Annotated in this window: 22 protein-coding genes and 4 tRNA genes; 17 read left to right on the forward strand and 9 right to left on the reverse strand. The window is 71.8% G+C overall.

Features of this window, described 5'->3' with window-relative positions:
• Positions 1-117: 117 nt before the first annotated feature.
• The 3 genes from G401_RS0107920 to G401_RS0107930 all read right to left on the reverse strand — a co-directional run bounded on the left by G401_RS0107920 (position 118) and on the right by G401_RS0107930 (position 2,816).
• Complete coding sequence (locus G401_RS0107920; RefSeq protein WP_027342074.1) at positions 118-654, reverse strand: hypothetical protein; 537 nt, start codon at positions 652-654, stop codon at positions 118-120.
• Between the two features lie 306 nt (positions 655-960).
• Positions 961-1,770 (reverse strand): class I SAM-dependent methyltransferase, encoded by an 810-nt coding sequence (locus G401_RS0107925; protein WP_027342075.1) that lies wholly within the window; start codon positions 1,768-1,770, stop codon positions 961-963.
• A 53-nt stretch (positions 1,771-1,823) separates the two neighbouring features.
• Positions 1,824-2,816 carry an ArsR/SmtB family transcription factor gene (locus G401_RS0107930; RefSeq protein WP_027342076.1) on the reverse strand — a complete coding sequence of 331 codons (993 nt, stop codon included), beginning with the start codon at positions 2,814-2,816 and terminating at the stop codon, positions 1,824-1,826.
• Positions 2,817-2,881: 65 nt separating this feature from the next.
• Between G401_RS0107930 and G401_RS44240 the strand changes: the two genes are divergently transcribed.
• Complete coding sequence (locus G401_RS44240; RefSeq protein ID WP_034591015.1) at positions 2,882-4,087, forward strand: MFS transporter; 1,206 nt, start codon at positions 2,882-2,884, stop codon at positions 4,085-4,087.
• Positions 4,088-4,285: 198 nt separating this feature from the next.
• Here G401_RS44240 and G401_RS52455 read toward each other — a convergent pair whose 3' ends face one another.
• Complete coding sequence (locus tag G401_RS52455; protein ID WP_051366354.1) at positions 4,286-5,770, reverse strand: hypothetical protein; 1,485 nt, start codon at positions 5,768-5,770, stop codon at positions 4,286-4,288.
• A gap of 237 nt (positions 5,771-6,007) precedes the next feature.
• Positions 6,008-6,211, reverse strand: a complete 204-nt coding sequence (locus tag G401_RS0107945) for a cold-shock protein (protein WP_027342077.1) — start codon at positions 6,209-6,211, stop codon at positions 6,008-6,010.
• A gap of 116 nt (positions 6,212-6,327) precedes the next feature.
• Here G401_RS0107945 and G401_RS44250 point away from each other — a divergent pair, with 116 nt between their 5' ends.
• A complete protein-coding gene (locus G401_RS44250) occupies positions 6,328-7,053 on the forward strand; it encodes a class I SAM-dependent methyltransferase (RefSeq protein ID WP_157545442.1) in 726 nt (241 codons plus the stop codon).
• Between the two features lie 88 nt (positions 7,054-7,141).
• Positions 7,142-9,043 carry a potassium transporter Kup gene (locus G401_RS0107955; RefSeq protein WP_027342078.1) on the forward strand — a complete coding sequence of 634 codons (1,902 nt, stop codon included), beginning with the start codon at positions 7,142-7,144 and terminating at the stop codon, positions 9,041-9,043.
• Positions 9,044-9,094: 51 nt separating this feature from the next.
• Here the strand turns inward: G401_RS0107955 and G401_RS0107960 are convergent, their stop codons facing one another.
• Positions 9,095-9,919 (reverse strand): MOSC domain-containing protein, encoded by an 825-nt coding sequence (locus tag G401_RS0107960; RefSeq protein ID WP_027342079.1) that lies wholly within the window; start codon positions 9,917-9,919, stop codon positions 9,095-9,097.
• Positions 9,920-10,001: 82 nt separating this feature from the next.
• On the opposite strand from G401_RS0107960, the gene G401_RS0107965 reads away from it, so the two are divergent.
• A complete protein-coding gene (locus G401_RS0107965; RefSeq protein ID WP_157545444.1) occupies positions 10,002-10,451 on the forward strand; it encodes a hypothetical protein in 450 nt (149 codons plus the stop codon).
• 31 nt (positions 10,452-10,482) lie between these two features.
• Here the strand turns inward: G401_RS0107965 and G401_RS0107970 are convergent, their stop codons facing one another.
• On the reverse strand, positions 10,483-11,349 hold the full coding sequence (locus G401_RS0107970; RefSeq protein WP_157545446.1) for a hypothetical protein: 867 nt from the start codon (positions 11,347-11,349) through the stop codon (positions 10,483-10,485).
• 26 nt (positions 11,350-11,375) lie between these two features.
• Entirely contained in the window at positions 11,376-11,741 is a 366-nt protein-coding gene (locus G401_RS0107975) for a peptidase inhibitor family I36 protein (RefSeq protein ID WP_027342082.1), read from the reverse strand.
• A 149-nt stretch (positions 11,742-11,890) separates the two neighbouring features.
• Between G401_RS0107975 and G401_RS0107980 the strand changes: the two genes are divergently transcribed.
• The 11 genes from G401_RS0107980 to G401_RS0108030 all read left to right on the forward strand — a co-directional run bounded on the left by G401_RS0107980 (position 11,891) and on the right by G401_RS0108030 (position 20,912).
• Positions 11,891-11,963 (forward strand) — tRNA-Arg (locus G401_RS0107980).
• Entirely contained in the window at positions 11,930-13,534 is a 1,605-nt protein-coding gene (locus tag G401_RS0107985) for a hypothetical protein (RefSeq protein ID WP_084556943.1), read from the forward strand. The genes G401_RS0107980 and G401_RS0107985 overlap by 34 nt, the downstream gene beginning before the upstream one ends.
• Positions 13,535-13,588: 54 nt before the next feature.
• A tRNA-Cys gene (locus G401_RS0107990) sits at positions 13,589-13,664 on the forward strand.
• A 117-nt stretch (positions 13,665-13,781) separates the two neighbouring features.
• Positions 13,782-14,801: a tetratricopeptide repeat protein gene (locus G401_RS0107995; protein ID WP_157545448.1), complete on the forward strand. Its 1,020-nt coding sequence runs from the start codon at positions 13,782-13,784 to the stop codon at positions 14,799-14,801.
• 159 nt (positions 14,802-14,960) lie between these two features.
• A tRNA-Met gene (locus G401_RS0108000) sits at positions 14,961-15,035 on the forward strand.
• A 59-nt stretch (positions 15,036-15,094) separates the two neighbouring features.
• Positions 15,095-15,167 (forward strand) — tRNA-Val (locus G401_RS0108005).
• A 28-nt stretch (positions 15,168-15,195) separates the two neighbouring features.
• Positions 15,196-15,792: a hypothetical protein gene (locus tag G401_RS0108010; RefSeq protein ID WP_027342085.1), complete on the forward strand. Its 597-nt coding sequence runs from the start codon at positions 15,196-15,198 to the stop codon at positions 15,790-15,792.
• Positions 15,789-16,958, forward strand: a complete 1,170-nt coding sequence (locus G401_RS0108015) for a leucine-rich repeat domain-containing protein (protein ID WP_027342086.1) — start codon at positions 15,789-15,791, stop codon at positions 16,956-16,958. The genes G401_RS0108010 and G401_RS0108015 overlap by 4 nt, the downstream gene beginning before the upstream one ends.
• Positions 16,955-18,124, forward strand: coding sequence for an AAA family ATPase (locus G401_RS0108020; RefSeq protein WP_027342087.1), 1,170 nt, complete (start codon positions 16,955-16,957; stop codon positions 18,122-18,124). The genes G401_RS0108015 and G401_RS0108020 overlap by 4 nt, the downstream gene beginning before the upstream one ends.
• The gene (locus tag G401_RS0108025; RefSeq protein WP_245601654.1) at positions 18,121-19,356 is read left to right on the forward strand and encodes a vWA domain-containing protein; all 1,236 of its coding nucleotides are present in this window, start codon (positions 18,121-18,123) and stop codon (positions 19,354-19,356) included. The genes G401_RS0108020 and G401_RS0108025 overlap by 4 nt, the downstream gene beginning before the upstream one ends.
• 35 nt (positions 19,357-19,391) lie before the next feature.
• Positions 19,392-20,912 (forward strand): LLM class flavin-dependent oxidoreductase, encoded by a 1,521-nt coding sequence (locus G401_RS0108030; RefSeq protein ID WP_245601655.1) that lies wholly within the window; start codon positions 19,392-19,394, stop codon positions 20,910-20,912.
• Position 20,913: 1 nt separating this feature from the next.
• Here the strand turns inward: G401_RS0108030 and G401_RS0108035 are convergent, their stop codons facing one another.
• Positions 20,914-21,258: an ArsR/SmtB family transcription factor gene (locus G401_RS0108035; RefSeq protein ID WP_027342090.1), complete on the reverse strand. Its 345-nt coding sequence runs from the start codon at positions 21,256-21,258 to the stop codon at positions 20,914-20,916.
• A 171-nt stretch (positions 21,259-21,429) separates the two neighbouring features.
• Between G401_RS0108035 and G401_RS44255 the strand changes: the two genes are divergently transcribed.
• Together G401_RS44255 and G401_RS0108045 are read left to right on the forward strand one after the other, a co-directional pair.
• A complete protein-coding gene (locus G401_RS44255; protein ID WP_084556945.1) occupies positions 21,430-22,176 on the forward strand; it encodes a sigma 54 modulation/S30EA ribosomal C-terminal domain-containing protein in 747 nt (248 codons plus the stop codon).
• The gene (locus G401_RS0108045; RefSeq protein WP_027342091.1) at positions 22,166-22,438 is read left to right on the forward strand and encodes a hypothetical protein; all 273 of its coding nucleotides are present in this window, start codon (positions 22,166-22,168) and stop codon (positions 22,436-22,438) included. Before G401_RS44255 ends, G401_RS0108045 begins: the two co-directional genes overlap by 11 nt.
• Positions 22,439-22,494 lie beyond the last annotated feature (56 nt).

Genomic DNA, 22,494 nt, shown 5'->3' on the forward strand with positions numbered 1-22,494 from the left:
GCTCGGGCGACTGCCATCGTAGAGCCGTCGCCCCGACGCAGGTGAGTCACCGAAGCTGTCCTGTCCCTCGATCCGTACGTACGCAAAGGCACGCCGCCTCTTCCGCAGCCGTGTCTACTACTCGTCGAGAAGCGCTGCCTGACGACGCTTTAAGCTCGTATAGGTATTGCGAACGTACGTCGTGAAGTCGGGTGGATAGTCGATTGCGGCAAATAGCTCTTGAGATCCGTTCTCCCAGCCGGCCATGACAACGTCGTAGCTGGTGACATGAGAACAGAACTCCGAAATGCATGCAGGCATCGTCTCGTCAACCAGCAGATCCGCTTTTGTCATGAGGATCTCGTATATCCGCTTGTTGGATGGCTGGAACACGATGGTCATCCACGCCTGCCAAGCCGACCTTTGTTCGACGGTGAGCTGTTCCTGATCATCTTTCAACTGCCGCACGTCGTCGTATTTCGCGCAAAACGACTCGAATGAGATCCTGGTTGAGTCTGACAGGGAAAACGCGGGGCCATAGAGCTCGGTCAACTGGCGGTTGACTCGCGACAGGCGGTCCGACCTGCCCTGAAGACGGCGAGTATGGAAATATGTAAAGAGAAAACCCAGCACTGCCACTGAGACCGTCGTACCGGCAGTCATGGCGACAGCCATACGTCTCCGTCCTCTCGCCCGAACTAGCTGCTTGCAGCCAGCGCCTTGGCCTTGCTCCATTAAGGAGCCTCAGGCTAGTTGTCAAGGAGCTGAGCGGCCATCCTCCGAACATCTTTAGCTGCTTGTCAGCTCAATCTGCCGCGGGGCGCCCGTAGAGTAGGTCGATCTGACGGAGGCGATGATGGCGATCAACGAACATCCCGCCTGGGGCCTGTCTTCTCGATCGTGAGCCGCGTCAGAGTTGCGATGAAGACTGCCGGTCGACTCTCCCCGGCTCATCACATCCACGGTGAACGACGCCGCGATTCAAGATTGACAGGACAGGATCTGGGCCGGCGACGGTTTGCGGCCTGACCAGACGCCGCTGACCCGGCGCAGGACGAGATCCCTCGCCGCCAGCGCCAGCACCCGCTCGTGGAATTCGGCGCGCCGGTCGTCCGGCAGGTCTTCGATGAAGGCCCGGTACCCGTGCGTCAGCGACCACCGCCACAGCGCCCCGGTGTCCGGAAACGGGATGGCGACCTCGGCGAAGTCCTCGCGCAGGTCGACGAAGCCCGCCTCGTCCAGCAGGTCCGCCGCGTCGACCGGCGTACCCATGCTGCCGTTGGGCGGCAGGTAGGCGGTGAACTCCCCGAACAGCTCGTTGAGGCGTACGCCCAGTTCGTCTTCGCCCGACACCGCCGGACCGCCCCGGCTGCGGGAGCTGCCGCCGGTGAACGCGAACCGCCCGCCAGGTCTGAGGACCCGGTACGCCTCGGCCACCCCGGCCGCGGGATCGTCGAGGATGTGGATGGCGAAGGAGGACGCGACCACGTCGAAGGTGCCGTCCGCGAACGTGAGCGCCTGCGCGTCCATGGTGTACGCCTCGGCGGCCGGGAACGCGGCGGAAAGCTCCCGCACCATGCCGGGGGCGGCGTCGACGGCGGTGACGCGGCAGCCGCGGGCGAGCGCGGGGGCCGTCAGCGCGCCCCGTCCGGCGCCGAGGTCCAGGAAGGCGCAGCCGGGCGGCGGATCGATGGCGGCGATGATCGCCGTGCCGAAGGAGGCGAAGAAGGGAACGACTTCGTCATAGTCGGCCGCGACGCGATCGAACAGCTCCCATGAGGATCCTTGCATGGTCGCAGATGCTGGCGGATCCGCGATTTCCCGGCAATCGGATATTCGCCGGCTCAGTCCATGGCGGATGATCCGCCGGCCACGGCGTCGCCGAGCGCGGTCCGCTCGTAGAGCACCGACCGGCCGTCCCGGGCGCCGCGGACGAGACCGGCCCGGCGCAGCACCGCGAGGTGGTCGCCGACCGCGCCGGGTGCCATCGTCAGGCTGCGGGCGAGCTGCGTCGTGCTGGCCGGGTCGGCCAGGCTGAGCAGGAGCCGGGCGCGCGAGCGGCCGAGCAGGTCCGCGAGCGCCGCGGAGTCGTCGGCCCGGTCGGGCTCCCACAGGGCGGCGCTGCCGCGGGCCGGGTAGATCAGCGCCCGCGGCCAGCTGTCGTCGTGGTGCACGGCCACGCCCGGCCAGATCGTCCCGCCCGGGACGAGCAGCAGCCCCTCGCCGTTCAGGTCGACCGTGCGGCGGGCGGACAGGCCGCGTACCTCGATGCCGCCGGCGTGCCAGGCGACCGACGGGTGCAGGCCGTCCAGGGCCGCCGCCCAGCCGCCCCGGCCGAGCAGTCCCGCCCGGTGCACGACGTCCCGCTCGCAGATCGCCCGCAGCTGCGGCCAGTCCGGCGCGACCAGTTCCCGCCACGCGATGTCCATCGCGTCGCCGATCCGCCGCACGACCTGCCGGTCGCGCAGGACGGCCACCGTCCGCGGGCTGGGCGGTGGGCGTACGTCCAGATAGGAGGCGATCTCCGCGCGGGCCTCGCGCAGCGGCGTGGAGCGCAGGGCGGCGAGGTCGTCGGCCCAGGTCTGGGCCATGCCGGCGGGCGGCCGGGCGATGAAGTCGGCGCCGCCGTGCGGGCGTTGCAGCGCGAGGGCGGCGTCGAGCTCGGTCTCGCGGCGCAGGCGGGCGAAGGCGGGCCGCAGCCGGTCGAGCCAGGGGGAGGGCGGGCGGTGCCGGTCGCGACCGGACAGCCGGCGCAGGATGTTGTTCAGCTCCATGGCCGGGGACACCGCGAACCGGCTGTGCAGCAGGTCGTCGGCGCCCACCTCGAAGCGGATCACCACCTGACCTTACGCCGGGGGACGTATCATTCGCCGCCCGCCGCCGCGGCGGCCAGGCTGCCCGCATGACCATCACCGCCGACCGCCCGGCGACCTACCGCGAGGTGCTCGCCGACCCGGTCTACCGCCTGCTGTTCGGCACGCGCGCGCTCGCGATCGCCGCCGACTCGCTGCGCATCCTCGCCCTGTCGACCCTGATCTACGCGGCCACCTCCTCCGCGCTGCTCGGCGCGCTCGCCTTCGGCGCGGGCTTCCTGCCCCAACTGCTCGGCACCACGCTGCTCGGGGCCGTCGCCGACCGCGTCCGGCCGCGCCGCGTGATCACCCTCGGGTACGCGCTGGAAGCCCTCACCGCCGTGCTCCTCGCGACGGCCGGGCTGCCCGCGGCGGCGAACCTCGCGGTCGTGGCGGCCGTCGCCTGCCTCGTGCCCGTCTTCGGTGGCGCCGCCGCCCGGGTGACCGCCGAACGCCTGCGCGGGGACGCGTACGTGCTGGGGCGGTCGCTGTCCACGATGTCCTCGTCGGCCGCGCAACTCGCCGGGCTGGCCGGCGGCGGAGCCGTCCTCGCGGCACTCGGCCGGCCGCAGCACGCCCTGCTCGTCAGCGCGGCCCTGCACGCGATCGCCGCGGTGGCCGTGCGTACCCGGCTGCCCGACCTCGACCCGGCCCCGACCGCCGCCGGCTCAGTCGTGCGGCACAGCTGGCACGGCAACCGGGCACTGCTCGCCGACCGGGCCGTACGCCGGCTGCTTGTCGCGCAGTGGCTGCCGCCCGGTTTCGCGGTCGGAGCCGAAGGGCTGCTGGTCGCGTACGCCGCCCAGCGCGGATGGGGGACGGCCACGGCCGGTTACCTGCTCGGGTGCCTGCCGGTCGGTATGTTCCTCGGCGACTTCCTGGTCGGCCGGTTCGTCGCGCCCGCCCGCCGGGAACGGCTGTCCGCGCCGCTGGTGGCGCTGCTCGGCGTACCGCTGATCGGGGTGGGGCTGACGGGATCGCCGGTGGTGGCGGCCGCCGCCCTGCTGTGCTCGGGCGCCGGCTTCTCCTACAAGCTCGGGCTGCAGCGGGAGTTCCTCGCGGCCGTCCCGCAGGAGCTGCGAGGGCAGGCGTTCGGCTTGCTGACGGCGGGCCTCATGACGGCGCAGGGCCTGGGGCCGGCGGTCTTCGGCGGGATCGCGCTGGGCACCGGGGCGGGCTGGGCGGTGGCGCTCGCGGGCGGGGCCACCTGCCTCGGTGTGTTCGCGGTCGGCGTGGCCCGAGGGAATGCGCGGTAGCAGCTGTGCCGGCCGGGGTCCGGAGCGAATCCGGACTCCCGGCCAGAGGCGCACGGCGTCCCGTGGTCGAAACGGGGACGGGGCGGAAGGTCGTGAGCCGCCCGCTCTGCCGGGCCGGAGCCTCCTCCGGCTCTCTGAGCTACCGCCGTGCCGGCCGAGCATGCCCGCCGAACCCCTGCGGCGGCAACCGAATATCCGCTACGACTGTCCGGAGAAGACACCGTGGCGGCGAAGGACCCCGGCCAGCAGCGGCGACGCCACGGCGACGCCGTGCACCAGGTCCGGCGCCGGCGCCGGCAGCTCCAGGAATCCCTGCCGGTAGGGCTGCGTCCAGCCGTCGGCCTCCGGGTCGACGCCGCGGCGCGCGCAGGTTCGGCGTACGAGGTCGGCGGGGCAGTCGTCGCCACCGAGCACCACGTCCCAGGGCAGCGGGAGGTCGGCCCAGACGCGTACGTCGACGTGCTGCTCGCGGCCCTCCAGCCGGTGCCACGCCGCCACGTCCGCCGCCACCAGCGCGGGCACCTTGCCCGGGCAGCTCGCCTCCAGCACGTCGTCGTAGCCGAGCCCGCGCAGCAGGTTCAACCATCCGGTACGCGCCTGGTTGAACGCCCGCGACGCGGTGTTCCACGTGGACGAGTCGTCGCCCATCCGGGTGATCATCTGGGTCCGGTCGCGGAGCGGGTCGAAACCGCGGCGCAGCGCCCGAGCCGACGCGGCCAGGTGCTCGTAGTAGCGACCCATGAGCACGCCGCACTGTGCGTCGTCGAGCTGGTCAAGGATACGCCACTGGGTCAGCACCGACGCCAGCACCCAGGGCCGGCAGGTCGGCGCGGCCAGCGCGACCGTCAGCAACTCCCCGGCCAGGGCGTCCATCGGCCGGGACTGGCTGCCCGACGTGAACACGGTACGCATGTTCAGCCGCGCGACGTAGTACGCCGTGAACGCGGCGGTCGCCGGGCACGCGAGGAACTCGTCCTCCTCGATCAGGTACGCCAGCCGGGACTTGCCGAACGCCACCGACGCCTCGCGGTCGCGCTCCGCGGCCAGGACGGCGGTGCGCTGCTGAAGGTGGAGCACCGACCGGACCGCCCGCCGGTACGCGCGTACGGAGACGCCGGGCAGGAGTTCACGGCGGGTCGCGGCGTCCATCCGGTCCCGCGCGTCGGCGTGCCCGCCGTGCTCGCCCCGGGCGCCCTTCGGCTTCGGCAGCCGGTGGTAGGACCACGTGCGCCACGTCACCAGGACGGTCTTGCGGGGCATCGTCGACCGGGCCGGCCAGGGTTCCTGCGTGGACAGTCCCAGCAGGGCGAGGGCCGCAGCCAGCCAGGCGCCCAGCGACTCCGGGTCGGCCGGGTCGGCGGCCACCGGCGCGGTCCGCCCGGCCGCGCAGGTCACCACGGCCACCGCGCTCTCGGCGGCCGCGTACGCGCGCGCCAGGCCGGGATGGTGCCGCCACACCTTCGGCATCGACGAACCGGTCGCGTACACCTGCACCGCGGCGGTGTCCCGCCGGGAGCGTTCGTGGCGGAACATCGCGTACAGGTCACGCGTACCGACGGCGCTGAGCCAGCGGTCCGCCCGCAGCGCCACCAGGTCGATCACCACGTCCTGCGGTGGGCGCCGCTCCCGCAGCCCGCGGTGCAGCCGGCGCAGGATCTGTTCGTCCGAGCCCTCGTGCGGCATGTGGTCTTACCCGCCTCCACCCGTCCCGCCCGGTGCGGCGGTGGTGGCCGCCCGAGGCCGGCCACGGCAGGCCAGCCGCACAGTATCGGGCCGGCCGCGAACAGGCGTCCAGCTGTTTTCGGCGCACCTCGTGGGCGGATCACGCCGGTGCGCCGTGGCCAGTCATCCGAGTGTCGGGTCGTTGATGAGCTACGCTTCCGGAGCCGGCGTCCGGCCGGCCCCGGAAGGACAAACGGATTAGACGACGGTGACGTTGTCCGCCTGCGGGCCCTTCTGGCCCTGCTTGACCTCGAACTGGACCTTCTGGCCCTCGTCCAGCTGGCGGAAGCCACCGCTGGCGATGGCGGAGTAGTGGACGAACACGTCAGGGCCGCCGCCGTCCTGCTCGATGAAGCCGAATCCCTTTTCGGCGTTGAACCACTTCACGGTTCCTGTTGCCATGTGCCGTCTCCCGTTCGGGTGCGGAATGGAGACCTGCGAGAAAAAACGAAGGCCACATCACTCTGACGAATCCGCACAAACCCACCGTAGTACTAGACTGACCCGAGAGAAGCCTTGTGACCGACATATTCGTACCCGCGGGTCCGGCGAGCCCGGCGACCGCCGTGCAGTACCTCAGCGGCCTGGTCGCCGACGGCGCGGCGGACGCCCGTGCCGGCGACCAGCTGCTGCTGACGGCGGTGCCGCTGGTACCCGAGATCCGGCTCCACCTCGCGACCGACGCCATCCTGCTGTGGGCGCGGCTCGAAGCGGACGCCAAAGCGCCGCTCGCGGCGCCCTTCTGGGCCTCGGCCTGGGCCGGCGGGCAGGCCGTCGCCCGGCACATCCTGGATCATCCGCAGCTCGTGCGCGGCCGGTCGGTCCTCGACATCGGCTCCGGCTCGGGGCTCGCCGCCATCGCCGCCGCCCGCGCCGGCGGCCATGCCGTGGCCAACGACATCGATCCGCTGGCCACCGCCGCGATCGCCCTGAACGCCGAGGTGAACCACGCCGTGGTCGAGACCCACCTGGGCGACCTGCTCGGCGGGACCGGCCGCGAGGCGCAGGTCGTCCTGGTCGGCGACGCCTTCTACAACGACGAGATCGCCGAGCACGTCCTGCCCTATCTGGACCGCGTACTGGCGGCGGGCGGGCGGGTCCTCATCGGCGACCCCGGCCGCGGCCACCTCCCCGAACACGGGCTCGACCACCTGGCGGCGTACCGGCACCCGCGCATGAGCACGCTCGGGGACTCGTACATCGACGAGGCCCACGTGTTCGAGCTGCGGTACACGCGCGGCTGAGCGCCGCGCGGCGGGCCGTGATCTACTGCACCCGCGCGGCCGGTATCTTTCCGGCAGACACGCGTACGCGGGGGACGGGGAGGATCACGTGACAGGACACGATGCGAAGGCGCTACGCCCTGCTTTGGTGCTGGGCGCGCTGGGCGTGGTGTTCGGCGACATCGGCACCAGCCCGATCTACACCCTGCAGACTGTCTTCAACCCCGACGACCCGCACCCGGTCCCGGTCAGCACCGAGAACCTGTTCGGCGTGATCTCGCTGATCTTCTGGTCGGTCGTGATCGTCGTGATGGTCACCTACGTGCTGCTCGCCCTGCGCGCCGACAACGACGGCGAGGGCGGCATCATGGCCCTCATCACCCAGCTGCGCCGGTGGCACACGCCGGGCCGCAAGGCCGCCGGGACCCTGGCCGTGGTCGGGATCTTCGGCGCCGCGCTGTTCTTCGGCGACGGCATGATCACCCCCGCGATCTCCGTGCTCTCGGCCGTCGAGGGCCTGAAGGTCTCGACGCCCTCCCTGGAACCGGCGGTCGTCCCGATCACCGCTGTGATCATCGTGATCCTCTTCCTGGTCCAGCGGCGCGGCACGGCGGCCGTCGGCAAGCTGTTCGGGCCGGTCATGATCCTGTGGTTCACGTCGATCTCGATCACGGGCATCGTCGGCATCACCCATCGCCCCGAGATCCTCAAGGCACTGCTGCCCACGTACGCGCTCGGGTTCCTCTTCCACCACTTCGGCATCGCGTTCTTCGCGCTCGCGGCCGTCGTGCTGGCCATCACCGGCGCCGAGGCGCTCTACGCCGACATGGGCCACTTCGGCCGCCGGGCGATCACCTGGGCCTGGATCCTGCTCGTGTTCCCGGCCTGCGTACTGAGCTATCTCGGGCAGGGCGCGCTGATCCTGGAGAACCCCGAGCACATCTCCAGCCCGTTCTTCCTGCTCGTGCCCAGCTGGGGCCAGTTCGCCATGGTGCTGCTGGCCACCGCCGCCACCGTCATCGCGGCGCAGGCCGTCATCACCGGCGCGTACTCGGTCACGGCGCAGGCCGCCCGGCTCGGGTACCTGCCCCGGCTGCGGATCGCCCACACGTCCGAGTCGGAGATGGGCCAGATCTACGTTCCGTGGATCAACTGGCTGCTCATGGTCTCGGTGCTGACCCTCGTCCTCGCGTTCCGCAGCTCCGCGGCGCTCGCGTACGCGTACGGCATGACGGTCACCGGCACGATCACGATCATGACGCTGCTCTACTTCTACGTGGCCCGCATGCGCTGGGGCAAACCGCTGTGGCTGATCATCGGCGGCGCGACCGTGCTGCTCTCGGTGGACCTGCTGTTCGTCGCGGCGAACCTGACGAAGCTGATCCACGGCGCGTGGCTGCCGCTGGCCATCGCGCTGACCGCGTTCACGATCATGACGACGTGGCAGAAGGGCCGGCAGGTCGTCACCGCCCGGCGCGAAGGTGCCGAGGGCTCACTGTACGAGTTCGTCGACGAACTGCACGACAACCAGCCGCCGCCGCTGGAGGTCCCGGGCACCGCGGTCTTCCTCAACCGCGGCAAGCAGACCGCCCCGCTCGCTTTGCGGGCGAACGTCGAGCACAACCACATCCGGCACGCGCACATCGTCATCCTGGCGATCGAGACCGAGCCGGTGCCGCGCGTACCGGCGGACCAGCGCATCACGGTCGACGACCTCGGTCATGACGACGGCATCTTCCACGTCGTCGCCCGCTACGGCTACATGGAGACGCCGGACGTGCCGGCCGCGCTCGCCGCGATCCCGGCCGAGGCGACCGAGGGCGAGCTCAGCCTGGCCGACGCGTCGTACTTCCTGTCCAAGATCGAGCTGATCCGCGGGGACGAGAAGACGATGGCGGGGTGGCGCAAGCGGCTGTTCATCGCCACGTCCTACATCACCGCGGACGCGGCGGAGCAGTTCGGGCTGCCCCGCGACCGCACCGTCATCATGGGCTCGCACATCGAGGTCTGATTCTTCGACGGGGGAGTTCAGCGGGTTCCTGTTCGCGCCGCTGTGAGGCGGTCAGTCCAGCACGGCCACGGTGTCGCCGACGCTGAGCGTACGGTCGCCGGACCGCACGGTCATCTGCAGGCCGAAGCGCAGTTTCCGGTCGATGTTGCGATGGGCGGCGAGCATCCGGAGCGGCTCCCGCCCGCGCCGGCCGGTGTCCTGGTCGATCAGAGCGACCTGGCAGCGACCGCATTCGCCGACACCGTGGAACACGGACCCGCCGATGCGGATGTGGCGGCCGACCCACCCCGCCTCGGCCCAGGGCGCGGCGCCGTCGACGACCACGTTGGGGCGGAACTGCGTCATCGGGAGCGGTCCTTCGGCGCTGTCCGCCTCGCGTAGCCACCGGTTGAACTCGTCCAGCGACGCCGTGTTGGTCAGCAGCAGCGGCGTACCGTCGGCGAAACTCACCTCGGCACCGCTGCCGACGGGCACCTGCCAGGGAACGTGGTTGGCCGCGGGATCGCCGAGCCAGACCAGCCGCGCGGCCCGCCCCAGGAGCCGGTGCAGCCACGCGTCGGCTTCGGGGCCGGCCGCGCGTACGCGGGAAAGCGGTCGGTCGCGGAACACGCGGACCTGAAGCAGTTGGCCGTGGCTGGGTTCGGTGAGGTCGAGTGCGGGCAGGCCGGGCGCGCTCAGGGTGAGGCCGCCGGGGCGGGAGGTCGCTCGCATCGTCACCAGCTCGCTGTGCCGGCGCTGGGTCAGGCCGATGCCGTCCTCGTCCACGATCAGCCAGCGCCGGTCGCCGTCCAGGCCCCACGGCTCGACCCGGGCGGTGTCGCGATCCATCCGATGGCAGCCCTTCACGGGATAGGTGTAGATCGATACAACGTGCATATGGCCCAGGATGGCACCGTACGGTGCGGGGTCGCAATGCGGTCGGGCACATGATCATGTTGGGTACGCGATAGCCTGCGGCATGGTTGGTCGTTTGTGGAGCCCGCTGGCCGGTCTCGTCGCGGCACTGTTCGCCACGGTCTGCGGTGTCGCCGGGCTCGGCCCGATATACCTGTGGATCGACGGGCCGTTCGATACCGCGCTGACGGTGCTGATCGCGGTGGCGCTCGCGCTGGCCGCACTGGCGTTGGCCTGCCTGCTCCTGCCGCGCGTTCCCTGGCAGGGTCCGGCGGCCGCCGGATGGGCGCTCATCGCCATCGCGGTGGTCAACGAGATTGTGCCGGGCCCGCTCAGTGCCGCCATGCTCGGCCCGCCCAACGGCAACGACGCGTGCTGTGCGGTCTCGGTGGAGGTCGCGTTGCGGGAGATCATGGTGTACGCGTTCGCGGCCGGAGCGGTCATGCTGCTGCTGGCGTTCCTCCGGCGGCGGCGCGAGGGCGCCGAACTGATGCGGGAGGCCGTGCCGGACTGAGCGTTCAGCCGAGGGAGCATCGAGGTGCGCGTCAGCCGGTCCGGTCCGGCGGCGTCAGCGCCCGCAGGCCCCGTTCGAGCTGATCGCGTAGCTGCTGACGGTAGGTCTCGATGCGTTGCGCGTAAGCGAGCAGGGCCTCGGTCGCTGACGGTGCCCAGACTTCTTCCTGGCGCGCGCGTACGCCGGTCGAGTCGGCGCACGTGGCGTCGGCGACAGCCTGGTCGATCTCCCGTGGGGTCGGACCGGTTCCGCCCGGACCGCCCTGGGGCAACGCATGCCGGCGAGCGTCGGCCGGCGTGGCGAATCGCGGAAAGCCCCGGTCGGACAGGCAGCTCGACCAGGCGGCGACGGCCGCGCGTACGCCGTTGTCCTGTTGGTAGCGGTCGGCGGCGGCGTGGAACAGTTCGGCCAGCGGCGCCGCGGGCGGGGCGATGCCCGGTCCGTAGAGCGCGTCCATGGCCGTACGCGTGCACGTGCCGGGCGCGTCGGGTGTCGCCGCGCCGGGCCGGTAGCCGTACTGCGCGCCGAAGTAGCGGTCTTTGTCTGCCGTGGACAGCGCGTCGAACGCGGCGTTGCGCGGTGCCTCGGCGGACTCCGCGGCGGTGAAGGCGTAGCCCTGTGTACGCGCGGCGTCCAGCCGCGGCGAGCGGCCCAGCGGGTCCTGCAGCGGGGTGAACAGGACGACGGCAGGATGCGGGGGATGCACGTGGAATCCCTTGCGCTCCATACACTGGTCGATGAGCCGGCCGTCGACTGCGTCGACGCGGGCGTAGAGGTCGACGACGTCGGCGAGGGCGGCGCGGGCCGCCGCGTCGTCGCCGTGCGGCCCCGCGGGGGGTCCCGCGCAGGCGGCCAGCAGCAGTACGCCGGCCATCCCGAGGCGTTGGATGATTCTCATGTGGACCCCCCGCGGCGAGCTCGTGGCTACCAGTTGATGTGGATCCACGAGGTCTTGTTGTCGGCGTTGTACGGCATCCCGCCGTAGACGCCGGTGCTGATGTGGAAGATCTGGTAGTTGTTGCGGTCGTAGAAGTACACGTCGCCGCCGGCGGTCATGTTGTCGAAGGAGGAGATGTTCTCGTACCAGACCGTGTTGGCGAAGACCCAGTTGCCGGGCGAGGGCGCCTCCCACTTCGACCCGCCGCCACCCTGCGAGGTGTAGTAGCAGGACTTGCCCTTGGTGCAGCTGGCATACCCGGCCGCGGCGGCGGGCTGGGCCGCGGCGACCGCGCCCAGCCCGACGGCCGCCAGAGCCGCGGCGCTGCGGACGAGCGTGCGCTTGACGTTCATGTGATTCCCTTTCCCCGTGAAGTGCGATTCCCCGTGAGGTGCATCGGCTTGCGGAACGCACGCTAGGGCGCCCGCCTTACCAAAACCTTTCCGCCCATGTCACGGCCGTGAACCGGCGAACCGATGGGATGCGGTAGAGTGCCGCGCGGCAGACCGTAGCGCAGAGGTCGTCGCGCCACTTTGCGGAAATGGAGGACGCCGGTTCGAATCCGGCCGGTCTGTCGCTCACCCCTCCGCAGGTGTCCCGCCCGGAGCCGTCCCGCCTGGAGGTGCCTTTCGTGTACGCCGCGCTCCGCGACGATCTGACGCAATGGGCCCGCATCCGGCGGCTGACCACCGACCACCGGGCGATCGCCGAGGCCGACGCGTACCGGCGGGCGGGGGACTGGCGCCGCGCGGCGCGGGAACAGCACACCGACATCGCGATCGACCTCGACGCCATCGCGCGCACGTACGGTGCCGCGAGCGCCGAGCGGATCGAGGATGATCTGCGGCACCTCTCCGTCGACCTGCTCTGGTGGCACCTGCCGCGCAACCTCGCGGGCATGAACACCGTGCTGCCCCGGGTCTCGGCCGTGCTCTTCCCGCGCGAGAACGCCGCGACCGAGCCGGTGATCCGCGTACGCCTGCCGATCGCGCCGTTCAGCCCGCAGCGGCTGCGGATCACCGCCGAGCCGGTGTCGCGGATGGAGGAGGAGCGCTGGTTCGCCCTGCCCCGGTACGCGTGGGACGTGCGCGAGGCGGGCAAGGTGGCCCGGGCGTGGGGCTTCGACAGTCCATACGCGAGGGAGGCGTGCCGACTGCTGGCGGACGGACGATCGGCGGACGCGTGGCGGGTGTGCGGTTTCGAGCTGCCCGCCGGGGACGCCGTCTCGCTCGACCTGCGACCGTCGCAGCCGACGTTCCCGTACGGGCTGCGCGAATTCGCCCGCGAGGCGGCCAGGGCGTTCGGGGCCGACTCGGTCGCGACGATGCACAACGCGTACCTCGAAATCGGGGTGGGGGAGACGCTCACGGTCGAGCAGAGCGACCGGTCGGACTGGTACGAGGTGACGCCGCGGATCCTGGCCCAGCCGGTGCCCGTGGACCTGGCCCTGCTGGAGGCGGGCCTGATGAAGCGGGCGGACCTGCACCCCCTCGTACGCGAAGCCCTCTATCCCGGCGTCGCGACCGCCCCGCCGCCGCCACCGCAGCCACCGGTCGCCGAACCGGTACGCGTGCGCTGCCGCGGCCAGTGGCACGAGGTGCGCGTGGCGGACAACGCGCTCCAGCTGACGGCGCACGACGCGACGGAGATCGGCCGCGAGGACGTGCTGAAGTCGTTGGGCGGCAAGCCTTCCGGCTGCTTCGCCGTCCGCGAGACGTGGTACACGGGCAAGGGGCGGCTGCCGCGCGCGCTCGCCGTGCGGTGCCGGGAGATCCGCGACCGGCTGATGGCGGGCGACACGGACTGGATTCTCGCGGGGCTGGCGTCCGGCGTCATCGATCCCCTGATGCGCGACTCGACCGGCGGCAGCCTGCTGCACGGCGCGATGTGCGGCGACTTCGACTGGCTCGCCCCGGCGCTGCTGGCGGCCGGGCTCGACGTGGACACCCCCGACCGGATCGGGCGTACGCCGCTCTACCAGGCGCTGATGGCAGGCGCGCCCGAGTCGGTGATCCGGCAGCTGATGGCCTGGGGAGCGGATCCGGAGAAGGAGACGGTCCACGAGGCGTCGGTCTACACGGCCGCCTACCGGGGCGAGCCGTGGGCGGAGCAACTCATCCGCACACTGGCCAAGGAACGGGGATAGAGCGGCTTTATCGGGTACGCGCCGGCGGAGGAACGGCGATAGTATGCCGTCCACGGAGCTGTAGCGCAGCAGTCGACGCGCCCGCCTGCACAGCGGGAGAACGCCGGTGCGAATCCGGCCGGCTCCACCAACTTGATCCATACTCGACATTCGTCGCTGGCACTCAGGAACATTGATACGCGAAGTCGGCAGGAGCACATAATGTCTCGTGGCTCCTTCTGACTGGATCGCCCTCGTAGCATTGATCATGGCGTTGGCCAGCACTGTGATCTCCGTGTCCCAGACTAGGCTCAACAAACGCGCGTTGCAGATCGAGCTGGACCGCCGCGAGACCGAAGCCGAGCCGGTCTTCGAGTTCCAGGACTGGTATCGAGTCAGGCCGACAAAGGAAGCGAACTGGGGCAGCCTGATGGGCCTGTTCGAGGGACGAATCGTCTTCAAAGGTCCGCAGCAGGAGCTGTCGCTGGTAGCTGTCCGCCTCGACGACGACCAATTCTCCTACACCGACAACGACGGACAGCCGCTGAACCCGGAACGGCGTACTCACATCCTCACTTTTCAGGATGGCTGGAAGCGCCATCAGGACCGGCTCGTCACCATTGCCGGCCGGACGTATCAGTTCCAAGTGAACGCGCAGCGGCATCTCATGCCGGGTCGCGAACCGGTCGTCCGGGTTCGGCTGACCATCATGTGCTACGCCGACGAGCGCTCGTGGAATGTGCCGGTCGTGCTGTCATTGCCGCCCGACAACGCCTACTACGGTCCGCCTCCGACCGGCGACAAGGTTGGCCTCCCGTCCCAGGCGGAGTTGAGCAGCCTGCTCCGCGATGCCATCGGTGGGGATGCCGACGCGATGTTCGCCTTGGCTCAGGCCCTCGAAAAGGGAGGGCGCGAAGGAGAAGCCGGGCAATGGCTGCGCCGAGCAGCGGATCAGGGGCAGCCCGGGGCCATGAACAAGCTGGGCGTCTTGCTCAACGCCACCGGCGACCACGAAGCGGCGGAAAGGCTGTACCGCCAGGCGGCTGAGCAGGAACACCTAGCGGCGACGACCAACCTCGGGCTGCTTCTCCTCCGCGCCGGAAACGCAGCCGAGGCGGAAGCGTGGCTGACGAAGGCGACACAAGGTGGAGAACCGATAGCACAACGTGAACTGATCAGGCTGCTCGTGTCCCAAGGGCGTACAGAAGATGCTCGGCGTTGGCAGCCTTCGGCAGCGGAGGCATCGCCGCCCTCGGACGAGACGGGTGACTCCGGGCCTGATCAGTAGGTCGTACTGTCGCAGGGAGTGCACGGTCACTCCCTAGTTCGTGGGACGTCAGCGTGTGCCTGACGACGTGGATGGCGATGTCATACGGCTGCCATTTCGACCGACCAGCCGGGCGGTTGGCCGTTGCCGTCGTGCAAAGGGCCTAGGCTTTCGTCCGGTGGGGTCGTAGCGCAGAAGTCGTCGCGCGGGGACTCATAATCCTCGAGGACGCCGGTGCGAATCCGGCCGACCCCACCCCCCGCGGTCCCACCCCCGCGAATGTCGGGCCGCACCCATAGAATGCCGGTTCGAGCGGGGCCGTAGCGCAGAAGTCGTCGCGCCCGGCATACAACCGTGAGGACGCCGGTGCGAATCCGGCCGGCCCCGCTCTCGCCGACGAAGGAGGGTGCGCGCCGTGGAGCAGTGGCCGTGGATACGCGTACGCTGCCTCGGCGCGGCCTGGCACGAGGTCCGCATCGGCGACGGACGGCTGCTGACGCCCCGGCACTCCGACGCCGAGATCGAGCGGGAGCACGTGCTGCGCGGACTGGGCGGGCCCCTGCTCCCAGGGTGCGCGGAGACCGTCTGGCGGTGGCGTACCGCCGACGGGCGGCTGCCCAAGCACCTGAAGCTGCAACGCAACGCGTTCTTCCGGCTGGCCGACGAGGGCCGGACCGGCGAGGTGCTGCGGCAGCTCGACGCGGGCTTCGACGTCGCGGCCGCCGGGCCGGGCGGCAGCACCCTGCTGCACTACCTGGGCACGCTGGACGTCGACGCCGTGCTGCCCCGGCTGCTCGCCGCCGGCCTCGGCGTCCACCGGCGCAACAAGCAGGGCGAGGCGCCGCTGCACCGCGCCGCGCTGGCCGTGTCCCTGCCCGCGGTCGCCGCGCTCCTCGCCGCGGGCGCGGATCCACTGGTACGCGACCTGTCCGGGCGACGGCCGGGCGAGCGCTGGGCCGGCAAGACCGACGAGCGCCTGCCCCAGGCGATGCTGGAGATGCTGAGGCTGTGACCGAGAACCCCATTCCGACCCCCGTACGCTGCCCGGTCATCACCGATCCGGAGCGTGCCCTGGCCGACCCCGCGGACTTCGACGCGCTGCTCGACCGGCTGACCGCCACCGGCGGCGCAGCTCCGTCCACAGCGGACGGAGCGGTCGGGCCGGAGGAGTTCCCGCGCGGGACGATCCAGCCCGACGGCCGCCTCGACCTGTGCAAGCAGGGCGTCGGCCCGGTGATGGCGGCCCGGCTGGCGAGCACCGCCGCCGCTTCTCCGCTCGTCCGGCATCTGCTGCTGGGCACCAACAACCTCGGCGCGACCGGGGCCCAGGCGGTCGCCGACGCGCTCACCCCCGGACACCATCTGGAGACGCTCTACCTGGGCTGCAACCGGATCGACGCCGACGGCGTCCGCTCGCTGGCCGAGCGGCTCGCGACCGACGGCACCGTCCGGGCACTGTGGCTCAAGCGCAATCCGGTCGGCGACGAGGGCGTGGCGCGGCTCTGCGTCGCCCTGCTGGCCAACACCACCCTGCGTACGCTGGATCTGGTCAACGTCGGCCTCAGCACCGCGGGGCTGAACCGGCTGGCCGACACCCTCGCCGCCCGGCCGGTACGCCTGCAGCGGCTGTTCCTCGGCGGCAACGGCTTCGGGCCCGGCGCGGTGCCCGCGCTCGCGAGGCTGGTGCACGACGCGGGAATCCGGGAGCTGTACCTGGCCTGCAACCATCTCGGCGACGAGGGCGTGGCCGCGCTCGCGGCGGCGGCGGACGGCGTACCGATGACGTTCGGGTTGGGCGGCAACGGGATCGGCCCCGCCGGCGTGGCCGCGCTCGCCCGGCACCTGGGCGCGTGGACGGCCCTGGACCTGGCCCGGCCGCCGTCGGAGCGGGCGCTCGGCGCGACCGGCAACGTCGTCGGCGACGAGGGCGCGGGCCACCTCGCGGCCGCCCTGCCCGGCTCCCGGCTGCGCAAACTGGACCTGCGCACGACCGGCATCCGGGGCTGGGGTACGCGGCTGCTCATGGAAGCCGCCGAGGACCACCCGACCCTGGCGTACCTGGGCCTGCGTGGGGGAGTGCCGCGCCGGATGCGCCGCGTGATCTACGCCGGGACGCGTACCCGGCCCGCCCTCGAAGTTCCCGGCGACATCCAGGCGATTGCGAGCGTGTACCGATGACCTCTCCGCTGGCGGCGGCCGACACCCTGCTGGCGGCGGTACGCGCGTGGCGTACCGAGCCGGTGCCCGATCCGAAGGTCGAGGCACTCGCGCTGGCGGTCGGCGCGAACCTGCCGGTGCTGCTGTGGGGCGAGCCCGGCATCGGCAAGTCGGCGACGCTGCGGCAGCTCGCGGACGGTCTCGGCGAACCGCTGGAGACCGTCATCGCCAGTGTGCACGAGCCGAGCGACTTCGCCGGGCTGCCGATCGTCGGCGAGGACCCGGCCGCGAACGGCATCCCGATGGCCCCGCCCGACTGGGCCGTACGCCTCGCGAAGCGCGGCACCGGGCTGGTGTTCTTCGACGAGCTGTCCTCGGCGCCGCCGGCCGTGCAGGCCGCCCTGCTGCGGGTGGTCCTCGAACGGCACGTCGGCAGTCTCCAGCTGCCCGACACGGTACGCATCGTGGCCGCCGCGAACCCGCCCGCGAGTGCCGCCGACGGCTGGCACCTGAGCCCGCCGCTGGCCAACCGTTTCGTCCATCTGCAGTGGACGCACGACCCGGCCGTGGTGGCGCGCGGGCTCGCGGGGACGTGGCCCGGCGTACAGGTGCCCGTGGTCGATCCGGGCCGGGTGGCGAACGCGACGGCCCGGGCGCGCGGCATCATCGCCGGTTTCCTCACCGCCCGGCCGGGTCTGGCGCACCACCTGCCCACCGACGCCGAGGGCCGGGGCGGGGCGTGGCCGTCGCCGCGTACCTGGGAGATGGTGCTGCGCCTGGTCGCCGTCCAGTACGCCGCCGGCGCGTCCCAGGAGGCGCTCGCGCTGACGGTCGTCGGCGCGGTCGGCGACGGCGCGGGACTGGAGTTCCTCACGTACATCGACCAGCTGGACCTGCCCGACCCGGAACGCGTCCTCGCCCGGCCGGACGACTTCCAGCTGCCCAAGCGCGGCGACCGCCAGCTGGCCTGCCTGACCGCCATCGTGTCGGCCGTGCAGAGCCGCACCACCCGGCAGCGCTGGGAGGCCGCGTGGGTGGTGCTGGCGCAAGCCGCCAAGGCCGGCGTACCGGACGTGGCGGCGCGGGCGGCGATGGACCTCGCCGCCATGCGCCAGCCCGACTGGACGGTTCCGCCCACAGTGGACGCTTTCGTCGACGTGCTGCGCCTGTCCGGCCGGCTGCGGTGACCGAATCTCCCGAGCCGCCTTCGCCGGACGAGGAGCCCGTGCGGCTGCCGGCGCTCGACCGGACCAAGCTGCTCGCGGCGCGGTTCCGGGCGGCCGGCGACCGGCCGTATTTCGCCACGGCCCTCTACAGCCTGACCGTCGTCGAGGACCACCGGATCCCGACGATGGGCGTCGACCGGCACTGGCGCTGCTACGTGTCGCCGGCGTTCGTCGACCGCACGCCCGTCGACGAGCTGGCCGCGGTGTGGATCCACGAGGCGGCGCACCTGCTGCGCGACCACCACGGCCGGGCCGACCGGCTGCCCGAGGTGGACCGGCACGACCGCCGCCGGCTCAACGTCGCCCAGGACCTGGAGATCAACGACGACCTGCTGGCGGACGGCCTGCCGCTGCCCGCCGACCGGGTCGACCCGGCCGGCCTCGGGCTGCCGACCGGACTGCTGTTCGAGGCGTACCTGCCGATGGTGCCGCCCACCGAGCACCACTACGACTGCGGCTCGGGCGCGCACGGCCTGCCCCGGCCGTGGGATCTCCACGCGGGCAACGCCGACGCGCCCGCCGTCAGCGACCCGGAGGCCGCCAGCATCCGGCGCGCCACCGCCGCAGCGATCCGCCAGGCCGCGAAGAGCCGTGGCGACCTGCCGGCCGGCTGGGAGCGGTGGGCGCAGACGGTGCTGGAGCCGGTGGTGGACTGGCGGCGCGCGTTCACCGGTGCGATCCGCGAGGCGGTCGCGTGGGCCAGCGGCGCGGTCGACTACACCTACCAGCGTCCCTCGCGCCGCTCGGTGGCGCTGCCCGGCACCGTCCTGCCCCGGCTGCGCCAGCCCATCCCGCGGGTCGCCGTCGTCGTCGACACGTCCGGCTCGATGGGCGAGGACGAACTCGGCGTCGCCCTCGCGGAGATCGGCGGCGTGCTGCGCGCGGTCGGCATCGGCGGCAACCGCGTCACCGTCCTGTCCTGCGACGCGGCCGTGCACGTGGTACGCCGGGTCGCCACCCTCGGCGAAGTCGTCCTCGCCGGTGGCGGCGGCACCGACATGCGGGTCGGGATCGCGGCGGCGATCGAGGTCCCGGCCGTACCCGACATCGTCGTCGTGCTGACCGACGGCTACACGCCGTGGCCGGACCGGGCGCCGGGGCGTACGCGGGTGGTGGCGGGGCTGCTGGGGGCGGGGCCGACGCCGCCGGCGTGGATCACCACGATCGCCATCCCGCTCGTGGCGCCCCGGTGAAGTTGAACGTTCAACTTTGAGCTATGCTCGACCGCATGGACCTGATCTTCGGAAGCTTCGTCACGCCGTCCGCGCAGCAGCCGCGTACCGTGGTCCGGCTCGCGCAGCTGGCCGAACAGGCCGGCCTGGACCTCGTCACCTTCCAGGATCATCCCTACCAGCCGGCGTTCCTCGACACCTGGACCCTGATGTCCTACGTGGCGGCCGTCACCGAGCGGATCACCCTGTCCGCCAACGTGCTCAACCTGCCGCTGCGCCAGCCCGTCGTCATCGCGCGCAGCGCCGCCAGCCTCGACCTGCTCAGCGGCGGCCGGGTCGAGCTGGGGATCGGCGCGGGCGGCTTCTGGGACGCGATCGAGGCCGCCGGCGGCCGGCGGCTCACCCCGGGCCAGTCCGTCGACGCGCTCGCCGAGGCGATCACGATCATCCGCGAGATCTGGGCGGCCGACCAGCGCGGCGGCGTACGCGTCGACGGCCGGTACCATCGTGCGACCGGAGCCAAGCGCGGTCCGGCGCCCGCCCACGACATGGGCATCTGGGTCGGCGCGTACAAGCCGCGGATGCTGCGCCTGATCGGGGCCGCGGCCGACGGCTGGCTGCCCAGCCTGCCCTACCTGTCCGGCGGCCCGGCCGACCTCGCCGAGATGAACAAGCACATCGACGACGCCGCGCAGACGGCCGGCCGCGACCCGGCGAACATCCGGCGGCTGCTCAACATCGGCGGCCAGTTCACCCAGCGGGCCACCGGCCTGCTCGCCGGGCCGCCCGACAGCTGGGCCGAGGACCTCGCCGGCATCGCGCTGGACTACGGCATCAGCGGCTTCATCATGATGGGCGACGACCCCACCACCATCCAGCGGTACGCCGAAGAGGTCGCCCCGGCCGTCCGTGAACTGGTCGCCGCCGAGCAGAAGCCCGCGCCGCCCACCTCGGAACCCGAGTCGCGACCGGAGATCGTGGCGGTGACGGCGCCGCCGACCGAGCGGCTGAGCTCCCGGCAACCGTGGGACGAGTCGGACCGCCCGACAGCACCGGCCGCTCCCGAGGGCCAGGTCTACTCGGACCGGGCCAAGGCCGCCGGTGCCCACCTCGTGGAGGTGCATGATCACCTGCGAGCCGAGCTTGCCCAGCTGCGCGACCTCCTCCAGCAGGTACGCGACGGCGCCGTCGACGTCGGCCGCGCCCGGCAGGCCGTCAACGAGATGGCGATCCGGCAGAACAACTGGACGCTCGGGGCGTACTGCGCGGCGTACTGCGGCATGCTGACGCAGCACCACGGCATCGAGGACGCCTCGATCTTCCCGCACCTGCGCCGGGCCGACCCGGGCCTGGCGCCCGTGGTCGACCGGCTCGAACAGGAGCACCACGTCATCCACAGCATCGTCGGCGAGGTCGACCGCGCTCTGGTGAACCTCGTCGGGCATCCGGACGACTTCGGTCCCGTCCAGGACGCCCTGGATACGCTGACGGACGCGTTGCTGTCGCATCTCGCGTACGAGGAAAGGGAGATCACGGAGCCGCTCGCGCGGTTCGGGTTCTACTCCGGCCAGCTGTAGGTCAGCGGCGGGCGGCGGGGGCGTCGGCGCGCAGGTCGTCCAGCAGGCCGACCTGCGTGGCGAGGACCTCGGTGAGGATCCGCCGGGCGACCGCGAGCAGCTCGGCCACCTGCGGCGAGACGAGCGAGTAGTAGACGGTCGAACCTTCCTTGCGGGTGACCACGAGGTTCATCTTGCGCAGGACCGACAGCTGCTGGGACAGGTGGGCGGCCTCGATGCCCACCTCTGGCAGCATCTCCGACACCGAGTGCTCACGCTCGGACAGCAGCTCCAGGACGCGGATGCGGGCCGGGTGCGCGAGCGCCTTGAAGAACTCGGCCTTGACCTGATAGAGCGGCCTGCTCATGCTCCCCCTTCCGCGATCGTTGGACCGACCTTACCGCCTCCGGGGCGCCCGTCCCGGGGCGGAGGCGCGTGCCGCGACACGTTGGGGTCGTACCCTCTCCGCCGGAGATGATGACTTGCTAAGATTCGCAAGTCGTCATCCGAAGACGGGGACGGGTCAGGGAGGCGGTCGATGCTCCACGATCCTGCGTCCCGCTGGCCGACGCTGCTGTGCGTACGGACCAGGGGAGGCGTGTCCGCGGCCGACGAGCAAGCCGCCGCGGAGACGATCGGTGAGGTGCTGCGCGGCCACCCGCCCGCGCGCGACGCCCGGCTGCGCGTCACCGCCCGGCCCGGTTACGCCCTCGTCCAGGTCAACCTGCGCGTCGGCGCCACCGACGCCCGCGTCCAGGTCGCCGGTACCGTCACCCGCACCACGATCGTCATGGCCGCCGACCGCCTCCGCAGCCAGATCGAGCGCATCAGGGCCGGCGGGGCCACGTGGTCCAGCCCCTACCGGCCGTTCGCCGGCCAGCACGCCGCCGCGCTCATCGCCCGCCGGAAGACCTGCGAGCTGCGTACTCTCACGCCGCCTGAGGCCGCCGCCGTCCTGGCCGACCTCGACCATCACATCCACCTGTACGCCGACAGCGCGACCGGTGCCGACGCGGCCGTGTACCGCCTCGGGCACGGCCTGCGGGTGGCGCGCTCGGGCCGGGCGCCGATCACCCCGACCGGCGCGCCCACCGTGGACGCCGAAGTGCCGACGCTGACCCTCGCGCAGGCGATCATCCGGCTCAAGAACGCGCAGTCGCCGTTCGTCTTCTTCACCGACGCCGCGACCGGCCGCGGCAACGTCCTCTACCAGCGCTACGACCGGGAGCTCGGACTTCTCATGCCGGCACGGGAGGACACCGTGGCGGGCGACCATGCGAGCTGACAAGACCGCCGCCTGGCAGTGCTACCTGATCATCAACGAGGCGATCCTGCCCGCCATACACCGCAACGGCGGCCAGGGCATCAACGGCGACCTGGCACGGCTGCGCGTCGAGCTGGCCTGCCACAATCGACATTGGACGGACGGGCGTCATCTGCTGTCCAGTGCGGCCCAGGCCGAGGCCCGCTGGAACACCGGCGCGGCCGAGGAGTCGACCGTCACCCTCACGCGCCTGGCGCGGCAGCTGTTCCAGCTGTCCCAGTAAGCGCCTCCTCGAAGAACCGGGCCGGCTCCGCCGGCGCGGCCGTCACATACGTGGCA

The sequence above is a fragment of the Hamadaea tsunoensis DSM 44101 genome (assembly GCF_000428945.1).
Taxonomy (GTDB): Bacteria; Actinomycetota; Actinomycetes; order Mycobacteriales; family Micromonosporaceae; genus Hamadaea; species Hamadaea tsunoensis.

Coding starts and splice junctions, on each gene's coding strand:
- G401_RS0107920 (WP_027342074.1), bottom strand. CDS start 654: ATGGCTGTCGCCATGACTGCCGGTACGACGGTCTCAGTGGCAGTGCTG.
- G401_RS0107925 (WP_027342075.1), bottom strand. CDS start 1,770: ATGCAAGGATCCTCATGGGAGCTGTTCGATCGCGTCGCGGCCGACTAT.
- G401_RS44240 (WP_034591015.1), top strand. CDS start 2,882: ATGACCATCACCGCCGACCGCCCGGCGACCTACCGCGAGGTGCTCGCC.
- G401_RS52455 (WP_051366354.1), bottom strand. CDS start 5,770: ATGCCGCACGAGGGCTCGGACGAACAGATCCTGCGCCGGCTGCACCGC.
- G401_RS0107945 (WP_027342077.1), bottom strand. CDS start 6,211: ATGGCAACAGGAACCGTGAAGTGGTTCAACGCCGAAAAGGGATTCGGC.
- G401_RS0107960 (WP_027342079.1), bottom strand. CDS start 9,919: ATGCACGTTGTATCGATCTACACCTATCCCGTGAAGGGCTGCCATCGG.
- G401_RS0107965 (WP_157545444.1), top strand. CDS start 10,002: ATGGTTGGTCGTTTGTGGAGCCCGCTGGCCGGTCTCGTCGCGGCACTG.
- G401_RS0107970 (WP_157545446.1), bottom strand. CDS start 11,349: ATGAGAATCATCCAACGCCTCGGGATGGCCGGCGTACTGCTGCTGGCC.
- G401_RS0107975 (WP_027342082.1), bottom strand. CDS start 11,741: ATGAACGTCAAGCGCACGCTCGTCCGCAGCGCCGCGGCTCTGGCGGCC.
- G401_RS0107985 (WP_084556943.1), top strand. CDS start 11,930: ATGGAGGACGCCGGTTCGAATCCGGCCGGTCTGTCGCTCACCCCTCCG.
- G401_RS0107995 (WP_157545448.1), top strand. CDS start 13,782: ATGGCGTTGGCCAGCACTGTGATCTCCGTGTCCCAGACTAGGCTCAAC.
- G401_RS0108020 (WP_027342087.1), top strand. CDS start 16,955: ATGACCTCTCCGCTGGCGGCGGCCGACACCCTGCTGGCGGCGGTACGC.
- G401_RS0108030 (WP_245601655.1), top strand. CDS start 19,392: ATGGACCTGATCTTCGGAAGCTTCGTCACGCCGTCCGCGCAGCAGCCG.
- G401_RS0108035 (WP_027342090.1), bottom strand. CDS start 21,258: ATGAGCAGGCCGCTCTATCAGGTCAAGGCCGAGTTCTTCAAGGCGCTC.
- G401_RS44255 (WP_084556945.1), top strand. CDS start 21,430: ATGCTCCACGATCCTGCGTCCCGCTGGCCGACGCTGCTGTGCGTACGG.
- G401_RS0108045 (WP_027342091.1), top strand. CDS start 22,166: ATGCGAGCTGACAAGACCGCCGCCTGGCAGTGCTACCTGATCATCAAC.